At 40.8% G+C, this 16,029-nt stretch carries 21 protein-coding genes and 1 riboswitch; of the genes, 6 read left to right on the top strand and 15 right to left on the bottom strand.

All coding sequences use genetic code 11. The features are described from left to right. Positions 1-32: 32 nt before the first annotated feature. From CZ382_RS21350 to CZ382_RS21340, 3 genes are all read right to left on the bottom strand, one after another. A complete protein-coding gene (locus CZ382_RS21350; RefSeq protein ID WP_088053107.1) occupies positions 33-389 on the bottom strand; it encodes a HesB/IscA family protein in 357 nt (118 codons plus the stop codon). Positions 390-476: 87 nt separating this feature from the next. Continuing rightward, positions 477-1,337 carry a diaminopimelate epimerase gene (dapF, locus tag CZ382_RS21345; RefSeq protein WP_407701313.1) on the bottom strand — a complete coding sequence of 287 codons (861 nt, stop codon included), beginning with the start codon at positions 1,335-1,337 and terminating at the stop codon, positions 477-479. A gap of 14 nt (positions 1,338-1,351) precedes the next feature. After that, positions 1,352-1,681: a YuzD family protein gene (locus CZ382_RS21340; RefSeq protein ID WP_088053105.1), complete on the bottom strand. Its 330-nt coding sequence runs from the start codon at positions 1,679-1,681 to the stop codon at positions 1,352-1,354. A 153-nt stretch (positions 1,682-1,834) separates the two neighbouring features. Between CZ382_RS21340 and CZ382_RS21335 the strand changes: the two genes are divergently transcribed. Then, entirely contained in the window at positions 1,835-2,059 is a 225-nt protein-coding gene (locus CZ382_RS21335; RefSeq protein ID WP_088053104.1) for a NifU family protein, read from the top strand. A gap of 46 nt (positions 2,060-2,105) precedes the next feature. Here the strand turns inward: CZ382_RS21335 and CZ382_RS21330 are convergent, their stop codons facing one another. Both CZ382_RS21330 and CZ382_RS21325 read right to left on the bottom strand, forming a co-directional pair. Further along, positions 2,106-3,068 carry a 2-hydroxyacid dehydrogenase gene (locus CZ382_RS21330; RefSeq protein WP_088053103.1) on the bottom strand — a complete coding sequence of 321 codons (963 nt, stop codon included), beginning with the start codon at positions 3,066-3,068 and terminating at the stop codon, positions 2,106-2,108. A gap of 27 nt (positions 3,069-3,095) precedes the next feature. Further along, entirely contained in the window at positions 3,096-4,067 is a 972-nt protein-coding gene (locus CZ382_RS21325) for a protein kinase family protein (RefSeq protein ID WP_088053102.1), read from the bottom strand. A gap of 99 nt (positions 4,068-4,166) precedes the next feature. Here CZ382_RS21325 and CZ382_RS21320 point away from each other — a divergent pair, with 99 nt between their 5' ends. After that, positions 4,167-4,679 (top strand): phosphatidylglycerophosphatase A family protein, encoded by a 513-nt coding sequence (locus CZ382_RS21320; protein WP_088053101.1) that lies wholly within the window; start codon positions 4,167-4,169, stop codon positions 4,677-4,679. A gap of 33 nt (positions 4,680-4,712) precedes the next feature. Here CZ382_RS21320 and CZ382_RS21315 read toward each other — a convergent pair whose 3' ends face one another. Together CZ382_RS21315 and CZ382_RS21310 are read right to left on the bottom strand one after the other, a co-directional pair. Beyond that, positions 4,713-5,483: a TIGR01457 family HAD-type hydrolase gene (locus CZ382_RS21315; protein ID WP_088053100.1), complete on the bottom strand. Its 771-nt coding sequence runs from the start codon at positions 5,481-5,483 to the stop codon at positions 4,713-4,715. 23 nt (positions 5,484-5,506) lie between these two features. Beyond that, on the bottom strand, positions 5,507-5,944 hold the full coding sequence (locus CZ382_RS21310) for a DUF86 domain-containing protein (RefSeq protein WP_088053099.1): 438 nt from the start codon (positions 5,942-5,944) through the stop codon (positions 5,507-5,509). Positions 5,945-6,055: 111 nt separating this feature from the next. Here CZ382_RS21310 and CZ382_RS21305 point away from each other — a divergent pair, with 111 nt between their 5' ends. Then, positions 6,056-6,331, top strand: a complete 276-nt coding sequence (locus CZ382_RS21305) for an SAV0927 family protein (protein ID WP_088053098.1) — start codon at positions 6,056-6,058, stop codon at positions 6,329-6,331. 119 nt (positions 6,332-6,450) lie between these two features. Beyond that, a complete protein-coding gene (locus CZ382_RS21300) occupies positions 6,451-6,735 on the top strand; it encodes a hypothetical protein (RefSeq protein ID WP_088053097.1) in 285 nt (94 codons plus the stop codon). Between the two features lie 50 nt (positions 6,736-6,785). On the opposite strand, the gene CZ382_RS21295 is transcribed toward CZ382_RS21300, so the two are convergent. Next, entirely contained in the window at positions 6,786-7,061 is a 276-nt protein-coding gene (locus CZ382_RS21295) for a YutD family protein (RefSeq protein ID WP_088053096.1), read from the bottom strand. Positions 7,062-7,221: 160 nt separating this feature from the next. On the opposite strand from CZ382_RS21295, the gene CZ382_RS21290 reads away from it, so the two are divergent. Continuing rightward, positions 7,222-7,788 (top strand): YhcN/YlaJ family sporulation lipoprotein, encoded by a 567-nt coding sequence (locus CZ382_RS21290; protein WP_088053095.1) that lies wholly within the window; start codon positions 7,222-7,224, stop codon positions 7,786-7,788. 110 nt (positions 7,789-7,898) lie between these two features. Then, complete coding sequence (locus tag CZ382_RS21285) at positions 7,899-8,864, top strand: M23 family metallopeptidase (RefSeq protein WP_088053094.1); 966 nt, start codon at positions 7,899-7,901, stop codon at positions 8,862-8,864. 142 nt (positions 8,865-9,006) lie between these two features. Here the strand turns inward: CZ382_RS21285 and CZ382_RS21280 are convergent, their stop codons facing one another. The 7 genes from CZ382_RS21280 to CZ382_RS21250 form a co-directional block, all read right to left on the bottom strand. Further along, positions 9,007-9,120, bottom strand: a complete 114-nt coding sequence (locus CZ382_RS21280; protein ID WP_088053093.1) for a methionine/alanine import family NSS transporter small subunit — start codon at positions 9,118-9,120, stop codon at positions 9,007-9,009. Then, a complete protein-coding gene (locus CZ382_RS21275) occupies positions 9,120-10,649 on the bottom strand; it encodes a sodium-dependent transporter (protein WP_088053092.1) in 1,530 nt (509 codons plus the stop codon). The genes CZ382_RS21280 and CZ382_RS21275 overlap by 1 nt, the downstream gene beginning before the upstream one ends. A gap of 179 nt (positions 10,650-10,828) precedes the next feature. Continuing rightward, positions 10,829-12,379, bottom strand: coding sequence for a Na+/H+ antiporter NhaC family protein (locus tag CZ382_RS21270; protein ID WP_088053091.1), 1,551 nt, complete (start codon positions 12,377-12,379; stop codon positions 10,829-10,831). A 154-nt stretch (positions 12,380-12,533) separates the two neighbouring features. Beyond that, a riboswitch (Lysine riboswitch) is annotated at positions 12,534-12,710 on the bottom strand. 44 nt (positions 12,711-12,754) lie between these two features. Beyond that, on the bottom strand, positions 12,755-13,543 hold the full coding sequence (gene yunB / locus CZ382_RS21260; RefSeq protein ID WP_230856010.1) for a sporulation protein YunB: 789 nt from the start codon (positions 13,541-13,543) through the stop codon (positions 12,755-12,757). 445 nt (positions 13,544-13,988) lie between these two features. Beyond that, positions 13,989-14,291, bottom strand: a complete 303-nt coding sequence (locus tag CZ382_RS21255; RefSeq protein ID WP_088053089.1) for a YunC family protein — start codon at positions 14,289-14,291, stop codon at positions 13,989-13,991. A 63-nt stretch (positions 14,292-14,354) separates the two neighbouring features. Then, positions 14,355-14,549 carry a hypothetical protein gene (locus tag CZ382_RS23560; protein ID WP_140392760.1) on the bottom strand — a complete coding sequence of 65 codons (195 nt, stop codon included), beginning with the start codon at positions 14,547-14,549 and terminating at the stop codon, positions 14,355-14,357. 71 nt (positions 14,550-14,620) lie between these two features. Beyond that, entirely contained in the window at positions 14,621-16,027 is a 1,407-nt protein-coding gene (locus CZ382_RS21250; RefSeq protein WP_088053088.1) for a bifunctional metallophosphatase/5'-nucleotidase, read from the bottom strand. Positions 16,028-16,029 lie beyond the last annotated feature (2 nt).

The following is a 16,029-nucleotide window of genomic DNA, read 5'->3' as shown; positions in this document are numbered from 1 at the left end:
CCAGGACGCCACAAAAGCGCCCTGGCCAATCATTAACATTTCTCTGGTGTACCTTCGCGATTTTTCGCTTTGAACGATGAACCACAGCCACATGATACGATAGCATTCGGATTATCGATCGCAAACCCGCCGCCCATCATATTTTCTTTAAAGTCAATTGTCGTACCTTCTATAATCGGAATATCCTGTTTAAATATGACAACGGGAATGCCGTTAATTTCGTCAACCATATCCAGTTCTTCATTTACATCATAATCGAAACCTAAAGAATAGGATAATCCACTGCAGCCGCCACCCTTGATACCAAACCTGAGGCGAACATTTTCTTCTTCGTCTTTCATCATTTCCTTTACTTGACCAACAGCGTTCTCTGTCAATGTAATAACCATTTCATGTCCTCCTTTTCATTTTCCGATGGCCCACCAACGATCTGTTACTCTTTAGTATACTAACAGTTCTATCCTGATTCAAACGATTTAACTCAAGTAAAACACACCCGTGGCAATGACTTCTGCTCCGCCTGTCATCCAAACCTGGCCTTGTTTATCCCAACGTATAAACAAATCTCCACCACTTAAGTGGACACATATTCGTTCGCCCTTTTTCATAAAACCATTCAAAATTGCTGCTACCACTGCCGCACATGCCCCAGTACCGCACGCCTCTGTCACGCCCGATCCGCGTTCCCAGACACGAAAATTCATTTCACGGTCAGATAGTATTTCGACAAACTCGACGTTAACGCCTTCGGGAAAACGGGCATCTTTTTCAATAACCGGCCCTAGTTCGTGTAACGGTGCGTCTTCAATCGAATCCACAAAAAATACAGCATGTGGGTTCCCCATAGAAATAGCTGTTACCTGTAATTGCTGCCCGTCAACTGCAAATGGTTCAGCAATAATCTTACTTGCAGGTTCCCCAAGCATCGGGATTTGTTCCCGCTTTAATTGTGGTTCACCCATATTAATTGTAATTTCTTTTATATCATCATTTTCATCCAGTTCTACCGCTGCCTCAACAACATTTGCTTTTGTTTCAATCCAAAACTTTCTAAAAGAAACAATGTTATTCTCTGAAACGTACTTCGCCACACAACGCAAGCCATTCCCACACGTATTTCCTTCCGAACCATCTTTGTTAAAAATCCGCATGCTAACATCAGCTACTTCACTCGGCTGAATTAAAATTAACCCATCCGATCCGATCCCGGTGTGCACATCAGAAACCGCTCTTGCTAATCGAGGCAGCATCTCCTCCTTGATTTCAAAACGAAATAAATCGAGATAAATATAATTATTGCCTAGCCCATGCATTTTTGTAAAAGGTATCTCCATCAATAGTCCTCATTTCCTTATGCTAAAAGTTTCACACCATGTTGATCCAAAGCCTGATAAATTGTTTTTAATCTGGGAATTCCCTCTGCAACCATTTCATCATTGACAAAAACGATTGGGAAAAACATATCCTCCTCCAATACACGTTTCGCAAATTGCTTATGCTTTCCTGCTTCTGGTGGCTTGTTTATATCAATATATTCATATTCTACAACATCAGCATTATATTTTCTGGCGATTGCTGCCTGAAGCCACTCATACGTATCCTTTGAACCTGGTGCACCTACACAGCTTGCACAAATTTGCTCTGCCCCGTAAATTGTAATCGTTACCTTCTTCCTCCCCATTAGCAAAACCTCCACCATTGTAGTTACTTTTATTTTACAAAAACTTTAATAAAAGATAAAATAATACTATCTGGATTACTAAGCATATAAATTCCCAATAGATTTTTTTCGTTATTCAGCTTATAATAGTACCAAGAAAGGAGAAGATGGATAATGCGAGAACAAGTTCGCGAAGTACTGGAAAAATTACGTCCATTCTTACTGCGTGATGGCGGCGATGTGGAGTTAATTGATGTTGATGAAGATGGTATTGTACTTATTCGTCTTATGGGAGCATGTGGCAATTGCCCGAGCTCAACCATCACTTTGAAAGCCGGAATCGAGCGTGCGTTAATGGCCGAGGTTCCAGGTGTAACGGAGATTGAACAGGTATTCTAAATCGATAATATGGCAGACACTTCCTAAGTGTCTGCCTTTTTCCTTCTTAAACCGGGGTCATCGGTTCCTCTCCATGTAATACATTTCGGATATTTTCCAAGCATAAACGAGCCATTTCCATACGTGTTTCTACACTAGCCGATCCAATATGCGGGAGGCAAACGACATTCTCCAATTGCAAAAGCGGATGGTCTTTTCTGATCGGTTCCTTTTCGAAAACATCCAGCCCGGCAGCACGTATTTCCTTTTTTACCAATGCCTTATAAAGCGCGCATTCATCCACTACTCCACCGCGTGACACATTGATAAAAATCCCCGATTGCTTCATCTTTTCAAATGCCTGCTGATCAAACATCCGCTCTGTTTCCTTTGTCAGCGGGATCACCGACACGACAAAATCGGATTTTCCAAGGATTGTATCAAAATCAGCATATACTGCATGCAGCTGTTCTTCCGCACGAGGATGCCGCGATCGGTTATGATACAAAATGTCCATGCCAAAACCGCTGGCACGTCTCGCAATCGCCGTACCAATCCGCCCCATTCCAACAATCCCGATTGTTTTATGATGTATATCTGACCCAGCAAGTAAAAGGGGTGACCAATACTGCCAGTGGTCTGCTTTGATATAATCACTTGCTTCCATCATTCTTCTTGCGGTGGTCATTAGCAAAGCGAACGCCAAATCAGCTGTTGTTTCCGTCAGCACGTCTGGTGTATTCGTAACAGTAATGCCTAATTTTGCTGCAGCTTTCACATCGATATTGTCATAGCCAACTGCCATGTTGGCGACAATTTTTAAATGGGAGGCATGCTCCAGCACTTCCTGATCTATTTTCTCCGTTAACAGACAAAATAGCCCATCTGCATCTTTTACTTCCTTTATTAGCAAATCTCTTGGAACCGGCACATCCTCCCTTTCCCACATGCGAATATGGAATAATTTCCGGTATGGTTCAATCACTTCTTCTGGAAGTTTTCTTGTGATATAAATACTGCTTTTTGTCATCATGCCTCACCTCATGTATAATCCTTCTTATACCCAGTGTAACACAGGAATCTGTAAACCTTGATGATCAATTCCTAAATCGTCAAAAAACTCTCCCAGCCGTTTTTCATAGACGGTTTGTTTCGCTAATAAATGAGCTAATTCCTGATCAAGCAGATCTGAATCCTCTTGGTTAAACCCCCTCTCCAACACATCAAACAGATGGATAGGAAAAATTAATCTGGCATACAATAGTCTCCAGCTGAATACTGATAATGGTCGAATCGATTGGTAGTCATGGAGAAATAAATTCAAATCGTTTTTTTTGTTTCCATCCTGTAAAAATAAATAGCGAACATGTTCCGCCAAGTCTCTTACCGGATGATCATACACTAAACGATCGGTCCAAATAACGGGCTTCGTTATACTATCCTGATAACGTTTAAAGGCTATTGTACCTTGATCAGCATTGTCAAAACGATATTCCTGTTCTGTTTCCTGGACGTATTGAATTGCATTTTCACTTAATCCGATGATATAGGGAAATGCATCCTTGACCCGTCGATAATAATCACAAGGATGTTCTTCTGCCTCCTGACTCAACTTTTTTTCAAATCCGGTCAGTTTATTAATCCATAGCTGTTTCCATTGACCATAACTGGATATTTTCTGTGGTTCATAGCGATACGTTGCTCCGAGCTCGTGAAATTCAGCCAGCTGTCTGCCGGGAGAAGATGGATTACGCTCTCCCAATAAGTTCACCTGTAAAACGAGATAGTGTTTCCCCTGATATTCCAGAAACCAATCACCATGCCTCGTCTGAATCGGAAGCGCGGTGTGATGATAATTGTTTTCTGCTAAATAATATGCAAGTGCCGCTTGTTCCATATGAATAGCTTCCTTGTTGTCTGCCGAAATGATAAAATAGATATATTCACCATTTTTATTGCCATATCGGTTATCCAGCACTACGGTCCCTTCCGTTTGGATATCATAATATGTAGCAAGTAAGTCCTGCAAAAAGGTCCCTCCTGTAAAAGCCTATTTATTATAGTCTATGTTGGTCAGCAGCACTTTTTTACTTGGGATCTCGAAATATATAAATGAAAGGTGATCATGATGGATAAAAATACAAAACAAAGTGAATTGGAATTAAAAGCAAGGGAATGGTTAACGGAAAGAGGCGTCACCCTTGATGATATCGCTGAACTTGTTTATTACTTACAAGTAAAGTACCATGATGATTTAAGTATGGAAGAATGTAGATTTAATGTTGATCGCGTCTTAACGAAAAGAGAAGTGCAAAATGCGATTCTCACCGGAATTCAGCTTGATAAACTTGCTGAGCAGAATAAATTGGATCATCCTCTCCAGCAAACCATTGAAACAGACGAAAGCTTATATGGTGTCGATGAAATCATTGCCCTGTCAATTGTCAATGTATATGGTTCGATTGGGTTCACAAATTATGGTTACATTGATAAACAAAAACCAGGAATTCTTGAACGGTTAAATGATAAATCAACCGGTGAGTGTCACACATTCCTTGATGATATTGTTGGGGCAATCGCCGCTGCTGCATCGAGCAGACTTGCACACGGCAGTGCTGATGTGAAACAGCTGGATGATTAGTGAGTAAGGGAGTGCCTAAAACAGCACTCCCTTTCATATGTAGTCCATCCACTCCGATAAATTTTGCACATGATATGTCGGTTTCTTTTCCATTTTAGGAAAATCTTCAAATGGTGTCACACCAGTAAACACCATTAACGTATCAATACCAGCACGTATACCGGCAAGGATGTCTGTATGATAATTATCTCCTACCATTAATGTCTGTTCTTTTGCAAAACCAAGTGCCGTTAATGCTTCATTCGTAATAATCTTCTCCGGTTTCCCGATAAAAATCGGCTCCTTACCAGTGCTGACAGTGATGACCGCGGTAAGTGCGCCGTTTCCCGGAACAAGTCCTCGTTCAGTCGGAATGGCAATATCACTGTTTGTCGAAATAAACGATGCCCCATTGCGAACAGCTAAAGTTGCCGCTGCCAGTTTTTCATAATTAATGTCACGATCAATACCGACAACAACAAAATCTGCATCATCATCGGTAATCAGCAAGTCTTCGCTTTGTATTGCATCAATTAACCCTTCTTCGCCAATTACAAAACAGCGAGCATCCTTTTTAAGCTGCTTGATGTACTTGGCAGTTGCCATACTTGAGGTAAACACACTATCCTGTGTTGATCTTATCCCCATTCCGGACAATTTTTCCGCTATTTGTGCCTGGGTTTTCGATGAATTATTCGTTAAAAATAAATACGGAATCCCTTTTCGATGTAATGCTTCTACAAATTCAGCAGCTGCTTCAACACGCTCATTGCCACGATACATTGTTCCGTCCAAATCAATTAAATATGCGCTGTATTTTTTCACGTTAGTGGCGCCTCTTTTCTTTATTACTCATTCGAAAATGCATTTGCCACACCTAACTCATTATCAAGGTAATAGCGTACATGCGTACTAAATTGATCGAGCACATCTTTGTTATCCAAAATAGTAGTACTTAAGTTTTGATGATCAATCGTTAAATAATCCTTTACAACCATTTTTCGCAGCTGAATCATTTCTTTGTAAACAGCTTCATCCTCTTTTGGTAAGACCTTCTCGTCAATTAAAATATCAATTATATCGTCAAATCCGCCTGGGTCCCGCATAATAAAACCGTCAATCATCATGTTGCCAACGTCAAGAATAGCTTCTGCAACCATTTGTGTAATTCGTTCCAAACCAAGCTTTTCCATAACCGAATTAACATATAACCCTTCTGCTTCTTGAAGCAAAAAGTCCATATATGCAAGTGTTTGTTCAATTTTTTCACGATCAACAAAATACATTTCCTTTACCCCCAGCTGTCCAAGTAGTTTTACTATACCACATTAAAAATGATCCATTAAGCAAAACGTGGTATAGTGAAACAAATATCATTATTGAGTGAGGAGAATTACATGCGCAGAACATTTGATTATTTAAAAGATGAAACGGTGACAAAAGAAGTTCGGTATGTCAGTTTTATGGGCAAATTTCACCGGTATGATTTTGCATTTATCAAAGATAAAGAAGATCCGCAAAAAAAGATTGTAATTGATTTGCGCAAGAACCACTTTGCCATATTGGGACCGGAAGATATTGCGGAAAAAGGAAGAATGGAACACGTATTTCAGGTTACGGAAATAGAAGCAGATGAGATACGCACCTTTTTGGGCGAAATATTTCAAGCTTAACAACCTGAATATACTGCCCGGACAGAAGCTTGGCTAATTAATACCAGCAATTGGCATGATATAACCTTTCTTTTTGCAAAAACTATTTAGAGGCTTGCTTATAAGAAAGGGTGTATGAAATGGGAAAAAAGGATAAAAAGCATTACTCGGATTTTTCCAACGTGAACCGGAGAGAAAATTTTTTAATCCCGGAAGAATTTCCGGAGGGTCCAGTTGGCTCACCAATCAACGAAGATAAGCCTATTACTTCAAGCAAGTCAACCCCTTGGACTGACCATCAGCGTCGTGACAGCGCTTTTGTATTTCCTTACCGGGAGCTACATGAAGATTTGCCACGACAAACTCCTGGCGCCCACCCGATCCACGACGAGCCTGACGATGTCCACCCGCAACAGGAAGAATAGGAACTGTCCCCCGGTACGTTAATTCATTAAAATAGCGGGGGACTGCCCTCCTACTTATCGATCTTTTTTAAAACAAAATAAGCACAGCCAAAATTACAATATTCATACAAATAATCATCAAGCGCACTAATTTTTGTATCAAACGATGCCTTTGCATTGTGATCAGCATAAAACCCTTTTAATCTAAGCTGATCATAACCCCAGTCGCCCACAATATAGTCATATTTCGATAATATATCCGAATACCGGTCATGCAATGCTGTTTCCTTAAAAGCATTTTTAATATTTTCAATAATTTCATAATATTTTCCTTGAATTTCAATCAACTCTTTCACCCCACTTACCTTGGTTATAGTTTATCACACTTATTCGAACGGTAACCAGAAATTACAAAGCTTAACCTTTTATATTATCCGTATGATTTTTTAGGAGCACTGCAAACTAACAGGTGAGGGGAATATCATCTTGCCTTTAGGAGGTCAATCGATGAAATGGAAGGTTTTTCTATCATCTGTCTTAAGCTTGGCAATTGTTGCTGGATGTAATGGGGGAAACAATGCAACAAGTGAACAAGAGCAAATATCCGATGAATTGGATCCAACAAGAGAACATACACCAACAGACCAGGAGACGGATAATAAACTTGGTTATGTTCGCTACGATAAAGATCAATTAAATAGTGATACGGAGCGTAATCATTCCGTTCGAATCGACCGTACCAGAATGGCTGACATGATTACACGGCTGATTTTGCGTAATGAGGGATTTGATGAGGTTGCTACACTTGTTACCGACGAAGAAGTGCTGATTGCCTACCAAAAAAACGATAACCTGGATGACAGGACTGCAGCGGATATTGCCAGTAAAACAGCTAAATCAACGATGCCTGGATTTTTTGACGTTTACGTTTCCGACAACGGAACATTGATGAACGATATCCAAAGTCTGCATAATTCAAGTGCGACAAATAAAAATTATGACAACACAATAGAACAGATTATTAATGAGATGAACAAATCCCCGCAAGGAAGAGATGACAACAAGCAAAAATAAGATTAAATTTCAGGTTGACATGAATATCCCAAACTTTCCGATCCTCCACAAAGGGGGCGGCAAAAAAAGACCGCCCTCTTTGCCTATATAAAAATTTGAGGTGACATAAGATGTTCAACAAACGTACTTATATGTTCCTTTTTTTCCTGTTCCTTTCCTTTATACTGGGGGCTGAACAAACATCTGCGGACGATTCCATTTATAAAAAGCGAATGTCTCTATATAAAAAAACGGAAGCCGTAACGCAAATCCCGTGGTATTACATTGCTGCTATTGACCAATATGAACGGAATACGGAAAAAGACACATCTAATGAAAAAGTAATTTCCATATCTTTTCCTGACGAGCTGTGGTATGGACTCGGAAACAGTGCTATGATTACAGATCAGGACGTAATTGCCTTTTTCAGTGGTATTGGCAAGGATGGAAACGGAGATAAAAAAGCTGACCCCGGTAACCCAGAGGATGCTTTATTCACAATGGCTAACTGGCTCTTAAGCTACGGACCAACAAAAGATGATATAAAAATCGGACTGTGGCATTACTACAAACGTGATCTGACCGTACAAACCATTATGAGTACTGCCAAGGTGTTCCAACAGTTTCAAAAATTAAATCTGAAGGATCGGGACTTTCCGGTATCCATTAAATATAATTACAGTTACCGGAGCACATGGGGGGATAGACGCGGTTTTGGCGGCGTACGTATCCATGAAGGAACAGATATTTTCGCAGGCTACGGCACCCCGGTAAAATCAACAACCTATGGGGTTATCGAAATGAAAGGCTGGAACTTATATGGCGGCTGGCGGCTTGGAATCCGGGATATTAATAACATTTATCATTATTACGGACATTTAAGCGGCTATGACGATAAGATTAAAGTTGGTCAGGTGGTCAAGCCTGGTGATGTGCTTGGCAGTGTCGGTTCAACTGGATACGGCCCTCCAGGAACATCGGGAAAATTCCCGCCACACCTGCATTATGGAATGTATAAAGATAATGGCTATAGTGAATGGTCCTTTGACCCATATCCATATTTACGAAAATGGGAACGAATGGCCAGACAGAAATAGGTAGTTGTTGTAAAGAAAAGCTTATCCTCGCGCTCGGGTTAATTGTCCAGCTCTGGGGTTGATATTTTCGCCCCGCTTGCTTGATCCAGACGCTGAAATGTGAAACGAGCGTCGTTATCAAAAGATAACGACGCTCGTATGTTTAATTTGAGTTTGATTGCTTCGACTTCTTCACTGCATTTGCAATACTTGCTGCCAAACCACCCCAGATAATAACAATACCAAGGATCGCAACAACGATAGCTCCAGTACTCATTATTTTGCCTCCTTAGCTCTAGATTCTTCTTCTCTTTGCGCTGTTTTCCATTTGCTTAGTGACATGATTACACCAACTACAAGAGCTGCGATCGCAACAAACCATCCGCTGTATAAAATAAAGAAATCAGGATAGCCTTCATAGTTGCCAGTAGGTGTATCAAAAGCTCTTGTCAGATTATCCCTTAACAACCCATACATCATGTATCCGAGTACAAGTGGTGTGATGAAACCTAAGCTAATCGTCCACCATGAACCTAGTCGAATATCAGAAATTTCATTCGCATGTGCTTTAAATTCACCAAGCTTACGCAATCCCCAAGCAACAAAGATAACCTCGACTAATCCAAGTAAAGCGACACCGAATTGATTAATAAAGTAGTCGGTTGCATCGAGGAAGTTAAGACCGCCTCTTGTTGCAAATAGCAAGGAAATGATTGCAGCTAATCCACCGCCAAACAATACTGCCTTCCCTCTGGAGATTTTAAATTTATCAACCAGTCCTGCGACATATGTCTCGGTAATCGACATTAACGAGGTTAATCCCGCGAGTACCAATGAAAGGAAGAATAAAACGCCAAACAATTCGTTCAATGCCGGGAACTGATTAATGATTTGTGGAAACACAACAAATGCTAATCCGACACCACCAGCTACAACTTCATCTACAGAAACACCTTGCTGGGCAGCCATAAATCCAAGTACGGAGAATACGCCAATCCCTGCCAGCAATTCAAAGCTTGAGTTACCAAAGCCAGTAATAAATGCATTGTTCGTAATATCCGATTTCTTCGGCAAATAACTGGAGTACGTAATCATGATCGCAAATGCAATTGACAAGCTAAAGAATATTTGCCCATATGCAGCCACCCAAACTCCTGGCTCAGCAATTTTTGAAAAGTCAGGTTCAAAAAATGCATTTAACCCGTCAATTGCTCCAGGTAATGTAATTGCTCGAATAACGATGATTAAGAAAATGATAACCAATGCCGGAATAAATATTCGGTTCGCAATTTCGATACCTTTTTTAACGCCTTTAAATAAAATTCCGAGTACAAGTATCCAAACAATAATCAACGGAATCAATACACCTGGTACTAAACCGCCGATCTGTCCAGGGTCTGCCAAATGCAGATAGTCGTTAAACAGAAATGATTCTGTGTCGGTTCCCCAGCTCAGCTTGAATGAAAAGACCGAAAAGGATATTGCCCAAGCAATAATAACGGAATAATACGTAGATATGACAAAAGCAACTGCTACTGCCCACCAGCCAATAAATTCCGACTTTTTATTCATTTTACTGTACGTTAATGGCGCTGACCCCCGATATTTATGCCCCATTGTGAATTCCATGATTAATATCGGAATTCCTGCTGTTAACAGTGCGAATAAATATGGGATAAAGAATGCTCCACCACCATTTTCATACGCTACCGATGGAAAACGCCAAATATTCCCGAGTCCGATTGCAGACCCTACAGCAGCCATGATAAAACCTGCTCGTGTTCCCCACTGTGAACGATTTTCCATTTTTTGACCTCCTCTTACCTGATTTCTTTCCCTATTTTAAATGTATTACAGGAAATAAAAATCTTTACTTTTTTCTGATATTTATGCTTGTATTATACCGGTACTTTTTGACTATGTCAAAGTAAATCATTTTACAGGAATAAAAATTCCCCCACACACATCGTGTATAGGGGAATTTCCTAGTTTTTCACCCTTGTCTTTGCCAAAAAGTGAATCAAGGAACCAATGATAATCAGGACAATAAGCGCAGCACATAATGCTAGTGCCATTTGATTCGTCCATCCAATTACTAAGTAACCTACACATGAGGCCAAAGCAACCAGCAGCGCATAAGGCAATTGGGTTAAAACATGATCAATGTGATTTACACCTGCACCAGTTGAGGATAAAATTGTTGTATCCGAAATTGGTGAGCAGTGATCGCCAAACACAGATCCTGCAAGTACTGCGGCAAGCGTTGGAAGCAGCATATTCACGTCTGTTAAAACGGTGACCTCTGCAGCAATTGGCAGCATAATGCCGAATGTTCCCCAGGAGGTACCGGTAGCCAATGCCATAAAACCGGCAATAATGAAAAATAGAAATGGTAACAATGCCGGATTGATGGATGCATCGTTAACTAATCGTGCCAAATAGTCTCCCGTTTCCAATGTACTAATGATGGAACCAATCATCCATGCCAGTAGCAATATATAGATAGCCGGAAGCATTGCCTTGATTCCTTCCCAAATAATGTTTCCGACATTTGCTTTAGGCTTTCGTTGGCTTAAATGAAAAATAAATGCAGTCAAAACCGCTAACAGGCCACCAGTAAAAAGTGATACATTTACATTTGTATTTGCGAAAATCGTCAGGAGACTGGCATCTCCACCATCTTGATATCCAGTAACAATCATCGCCGTTACCGTTGCCACAACAAGCACCAGGATGGGTACAATCAAGTGATACACCTTGCCATTTTCATGGGGTTTAAACGTTTCCTGCAAATCTCCTGGTACTTTTTCGTTAGAATTTACTACTTCACCCGTTTCGATTGCGCGATTTTCATGTTTCAACATCGGCCCGAAGTCAATTTTCATACAAGCGACAAGAAATACGAGCAGCAATGCGCCGATTGCGTAAAAATTATACGGAATCATTTTTATAAAAGCTTCTAGCGGCTGGATATCTGTGATCCCATTTGCCGCAAATAAACTTCCCAGCAAACCGATGATGTATGCGCCCCAACTGGATATTGGGGAAATCACGGTCACGGGAGCGGATGTTGAATCGATAAAGTAGGCTAATTTTGCCCGTGAGACACGATGCCTATCCGTCAGCGGCCTGGCGATTTGTCCAACAGCTAAGGCATTAAAATAATCATCAATAAAAATAATAATTCCAAGAATTGCCGTCATCACCTGGGCTCCGACTCTTGTCTTGACCCGCTTCATCATCCAGTCTCCAAATTCCCGGCTGCCACCTGATGCCGTAATAAATGCCGTCATAATACCTAGAAATAATAAGAAACTTAATAACAGTATATTTCCGGTATTTAACCTCCCATTGCTAACAAAAATCGTATAAAATGTTTCCCAGATTTCGTTTAATGATCCTAAAATATTAAAATCATGAATAAATAATGCCCCAACAATAATTCCCGCTCCTAATGAAAGCAGAACTTTTCTCGTAAGCAACACTAATACAAGCATGAGTACTGCTGGGATTAATGAATAAATTGTTCCTTCCATCATGTCTACCTCCATTATTTTCTAATCAAGTGCATGAAGAAGACTGCAAAATAAGAGGAGACTGTTAGTGATGGAACTAATCCCGCCAAAAACACAAAAAAACAACGATAGAAAATAACCTACCATTGTTTATAAGTATACGTTATCCTCCATTTCGATCAGTAGTTCTCCATGCAGCGTCCAATGCATGACAGTACATCCCTTATTCAAAGACATACCAGCTATAATAAGCTTGACCCTTATTACACTTCGGCAAACAATCCTTTTGCCAATCATCATCGTTGTCATTCTCCGATTGGCTACTCCTATCATTTGCACCTCTACCTCACCGATCTGATAAGGTTCATGATTTAATTATAATTAAATTATACTGGATTATTCGTTATCTTTCAAGTCCTTGTTAAGGTCATCTTTAGGGACAGCTATTGATGGACCATTATTCCCACCTTCACCGTAAAACTCCGGAACACCCAGATTAACTACTCCAGAGTCTACATATACATCCGTACTTACTTCCCTTACATCAGTTGAAAATGGAATAACAACTCGGACTTCCGCTTCTACATGAATAAATACTTTAACCATCGCACTATTTATCCCAAACGCCTCCGCTTTATGAACAACATCGGTTTTTACATTTCCAATAAGCTCCATATTTACAGGAACTTTTGGACCCAAATTGGCCAGTACCGTATTCCCCGTTACCATGCCAAGCGGGATTTCCACTAGTGTGGGATCTTCTTTACGCATTTCTTCAATCGTATTGCCATACTCCAACTCCAAGCTCGAATCCTCGGGTACTTCCCCAGTATTCATCCATTGAAAAAATTCCTCCACCCGGTCTGTAGCATACCGATTTATTTCATTAACAGCTGCAGTATTAATTTTCCAGGAGGTAATCTCCCCTTCATTGTTCCTGGTAAATTCAGATACATCTTCAAAATCGTAGCCCTCCGCAAACCTAACTGCCGCGTTTATCCCACGAGTGGCAAATTCATTTGATTTTGATTTTGCAATATCCATTAACGCCGGTTCTATACCTTTATTCACAATAAAAATAGCAAACCAGATCATCAACAGGAATAAAATCATCGTAATGACCACAATATTTTTCACTGGAGGTGGTGTTCGTTTTTTTCGAAAAAATGGTTGTCGTCGCAGCAATATGAAAACCCCCCTAAAACAATCTATGCTTGTTTTAGGGGGGTTAGACTTGGCATTTTATATTATTTTTGACAAGCTGAATCTGTAATATTGACAGCAGACGTAAAGTCCACTTCATACGGTTCTTGCGGGATTATGTTCATCGGTATTCCAGTATGTTTAGCAACCTTCGGGTTTGGTTCAGGAACTTTTTGTCGAACTTCAGCAACTTTTCATGAAATTTCAGCATCTTCCATGTAAGAGGGCAATTTTCCAAACGTGTTGCCTCTATTTTCAGGTAGCAGTTCACAGCGTTTAGCTTGGGCAAAGTTTCTTCACTCGGTTTGATGTTCGTACCCTTGGATTTGATGCCTAGCGCTCGATCCGATGTTTAATGCTCATAAGTTGACCCTTACCACATGTTAAATTCTTGGGTTTAAAAAATGCCTCCCCTCTGGAAGACATTTTACGATATGTTTAATAATGCATCTCTCCCGATTATGCCAGGTTCCCAGCCATACGCCTTGGATGCATCAGTAATTTTTTCGAGTGGTGCATGCAGCAAATCATCAATTGTTTTAACACCAACCGCGCGACCCGCAATAACGTTACGATCTGCTAGTACCTCATTCAGCACATCCACATCCAAAGCTCCACACATGATGTAACCAATTTCATTTGTAATCATCAATAAATTTGTTTTTGGAAGTTCCACCGTAATAGCAGTAAAGAACATTCCGTCAACCTCGAGCGGATTCACCGTAATCATTCTCGTGCTCATGCCTCCTCCTTGACCTACACTACCATATGTATTCAAGGAGCTTGGACAATGTCACTTGGGGTTCTTATTGTGATTGATTGTTGTCATGCTGCTCGATCGACCTTCTACACTGCTCAATTGACTTTTGGCTGTTGCCCGATCGACTTTCCCCCACTCGATCGATTTCGCACGTAATTCGATCGACTTTCTATACCGCTCGATCGATTTCGCCCGTTGCTCGGTCGATTTTTCATCCGGCTCGATCAATTTTACCTGTGCTCGATCAATTTTGCCTAATCCTCGATCAATTCTGATGGGCCCCCGCTCGTGTCTCTATTCTAATCCGCTTTCCCATCAAAATCATTCCTCAATGTATAGGCTAGTAGATCGCGGAGGAATTCTGGTAAAAAGTATTGTTTAGTTTCGGATTTTGCTATTTCCGGGAGTAACCGTCCAAATGTAAATGTATCGGCCACAGCAACTGAATAAATGCGATCCGGATCAAGCGGTTCACCTTGAAAGAATACATTTTTTACCGACTCACGCCCATCCGTCAGGACTGTTGTAGCAATCGCCAATCCGGAAAATACCATACGGCCAATTACTTCTCCGCGAAACCCGAAGCCCTTCAACTTAAGCTCCATTAAATCCTTCGTAAACGATGCCCGGACAACTTCTGTTAATTCATCTCCGGTTAATTCCACAACACAAGGATTAATCGGATGTGGACATATCCGGTGAATGTCTTTATAGGTAACATCCCCTTTGGAAAGCTCATCAAGCAGTAACCCGGAATTTAACATGGCACAATCTGCTTTTGTCCACATTTTCATTGTGTCGGTCAGTTTCCGCATAATCGCCGTTTCCTGGAACCACTTAACTTCGATTGTCTGATGCAAATGAACAACAGTTTGACCTAATAGATTATTCGCCTTTTTATAAAGTTGCTGCAGCATTTTTTCCGTTTCCGAATCCTTCGCTAAGTGGGTAATATCGGTTGTATATGCCTCTTTATGAACAAGCTTTTTTGCCTGGTGATCCCATGTCAGAATAACCTCACCGACAAAAGTACAATGTTTCCCTGCAGCAGTAATAATCGTGTTATTGACATTTTCCCCTGTCCGCAATAAATGGTGGGTATGTCCGCCAATGATTACATCAATTTCCGAAAACCTTCTTGCAATCGCCTGATCTTCACTGATTCCTAAATGTGATAATAAAATAACGATATCAGCAGCTTCCTTGACTGATTTAATATATTTTTCTAATGCCTTAAACGGATTGGAAACATGCCATTGCAGCAATTCATAGTAGTTGTTAAAGGGGGCGGTTAGCCCTATCACACCAATACGCACTCCGTTTACCGACCGGAAATATACTACAGGCTTCAGCCAATCCGGTTCTTTCTCTGCCATATCATGCAAATTGGCGCAAACCACCTGAAAATCCGCGTCATCATAGAGGTGATAAAGATCCTCATGCCCAAGTGTAATCCCCTCATTATTCCCGAGTGTCACAACATCATAGCCAACATCGTTCATCAGTTGTACATTCGCCTTCCCCATAAACGCTTCCGCAATCGGGTGAACCCGGTCAACGTGATCCCCAACATCCATCAGCAAGCATGATGCTTGTTCACGTGCTTTACTTGCTTTGGCCTCTTTTAAATACCCGGCCACCCTTGGCCACTGGGAAAAGTTACTATGCAAATCGTTTGTATAATAAAGACATAATTTCTCCTGCATGG

Origin of the sequence: Virgibacillus dakarensis (assembly GCF_900155625.1) — a bacterium.
In the GTDB taxonomy this organism is placed as follows: domain Bacteria; phylum Bacillota; class Bacilli; order Bacillales; family Amphibacillaceae; genus Lentibacillus_C; species Lentibacillus_C populi.
This window is presented reverse-complemented; position numbering and strand designations above follow the sequence as displayed.

Bases quoted from the DNA above. Each gene is read 5' to 3' on its own strand.
- CZ382_RS21335 (WP_088053104.1), top strand. From the start codon at position 1,835: ATGCGAGAACAAGTTCGCGAAGTACTGGAAAAATTACGTCCATTCTTA.
- CZ382_RS21290 (WP_088053095.1), top strand. From the start codon at position 7,222: ATGAAATGGAAGGTTTTTCTATCATCTGTCTTAAGCTTGGCAATTGTT.
- CZ382_RS21255 (WP_088053089.1), bottom strand. From the start codon at position 14,291: ATGATTACGGTGAATCCGCTCGAGGTTGACGGAATGTTCTTTACTGCT.
- CZ382_RS21270 (WP_088053091.1), bottom strand. From the start codon at position 12,379: ATGGAAGGAACAATTTATTCATTAATCCCAGCAGTACTCATGCTTGTA.
- CZ382_RS21250 (WP_088053088.1), bottom strand. From the start codon at position 16,027: ATGCAGGAGAAATTATGTCTTTATTATACAAACGATTTGCATAGTAAC.
- CZ382_RS21350 (WP_088053107.1), bottom strand. From the start codon at position 389: ATGGTTATTACATTGACAGAGAACGCTGTTGGTCAAGTAAAGGAAATG.
- CZ382_RS21275 (WP_088053092.1), bottom strand. From the start codon at position 10,649: ATGGAAAATCGTTCACAGTGGGGAACACGAGCAGGTTTTATCATGGCT.
- CZ382_RS21330 (WP_088053103.1), bottom strand. From the start codon at position 3,068: ATGACAAAAAGCAGTATTTATATCACAAGAAAACTTCCAGAAGAAGTG.
- CZ382_RS21305 (WP_088053098.1), top strand. From the start codon at position 6,056: ATGCGCAGAACATTTGATTATTTAAAAGATGAAACGGTGACAAAAGAA.
- CZ382_RS21285 (WP_088053094.1), top strand. From the start codon at position 7,899: ATGTTCAACAAACGTACTTATATGTTCCTTTTTTTCCTGTTCCTTTCC.
- CZ382_RS21280 (WP_088053093.1), bottom strand. From the start codon at position 9,120: ATGAGTACTGGAGCTATCGTTGTTGCGATCCTTGGTATTGTTATTATC.
- CZ382_RS21340 (WP_088053105.1), bottom strand. From the start codon at position 1,681: ATGGGGAGGAAGAAGGTAACGATTACAATTTACGGGGCAGAGCAAATT.
- CZ382_RS21310 (WP_088053099.1), bottom strand. From the start codon at position 5,944: ATGTATTTTGTTGATCGTGAAAAAATTGAACAAACACTTGCATATATG.
- CZ382_RS21300 (WP_088053097.1), top strand. From the start codon at position 6,451: ATGGGAAAAAAGGATAAAAAGCATTACTCGGATTTTTCCAACGTGAAC.
- CZ382_RS21320 (WP_088053101.1), top strand. From the start codon at position 4,167: ATGGATAAAAATACAAAACAAAGTGAATTGGAATTAAAAGCAAGGGAA.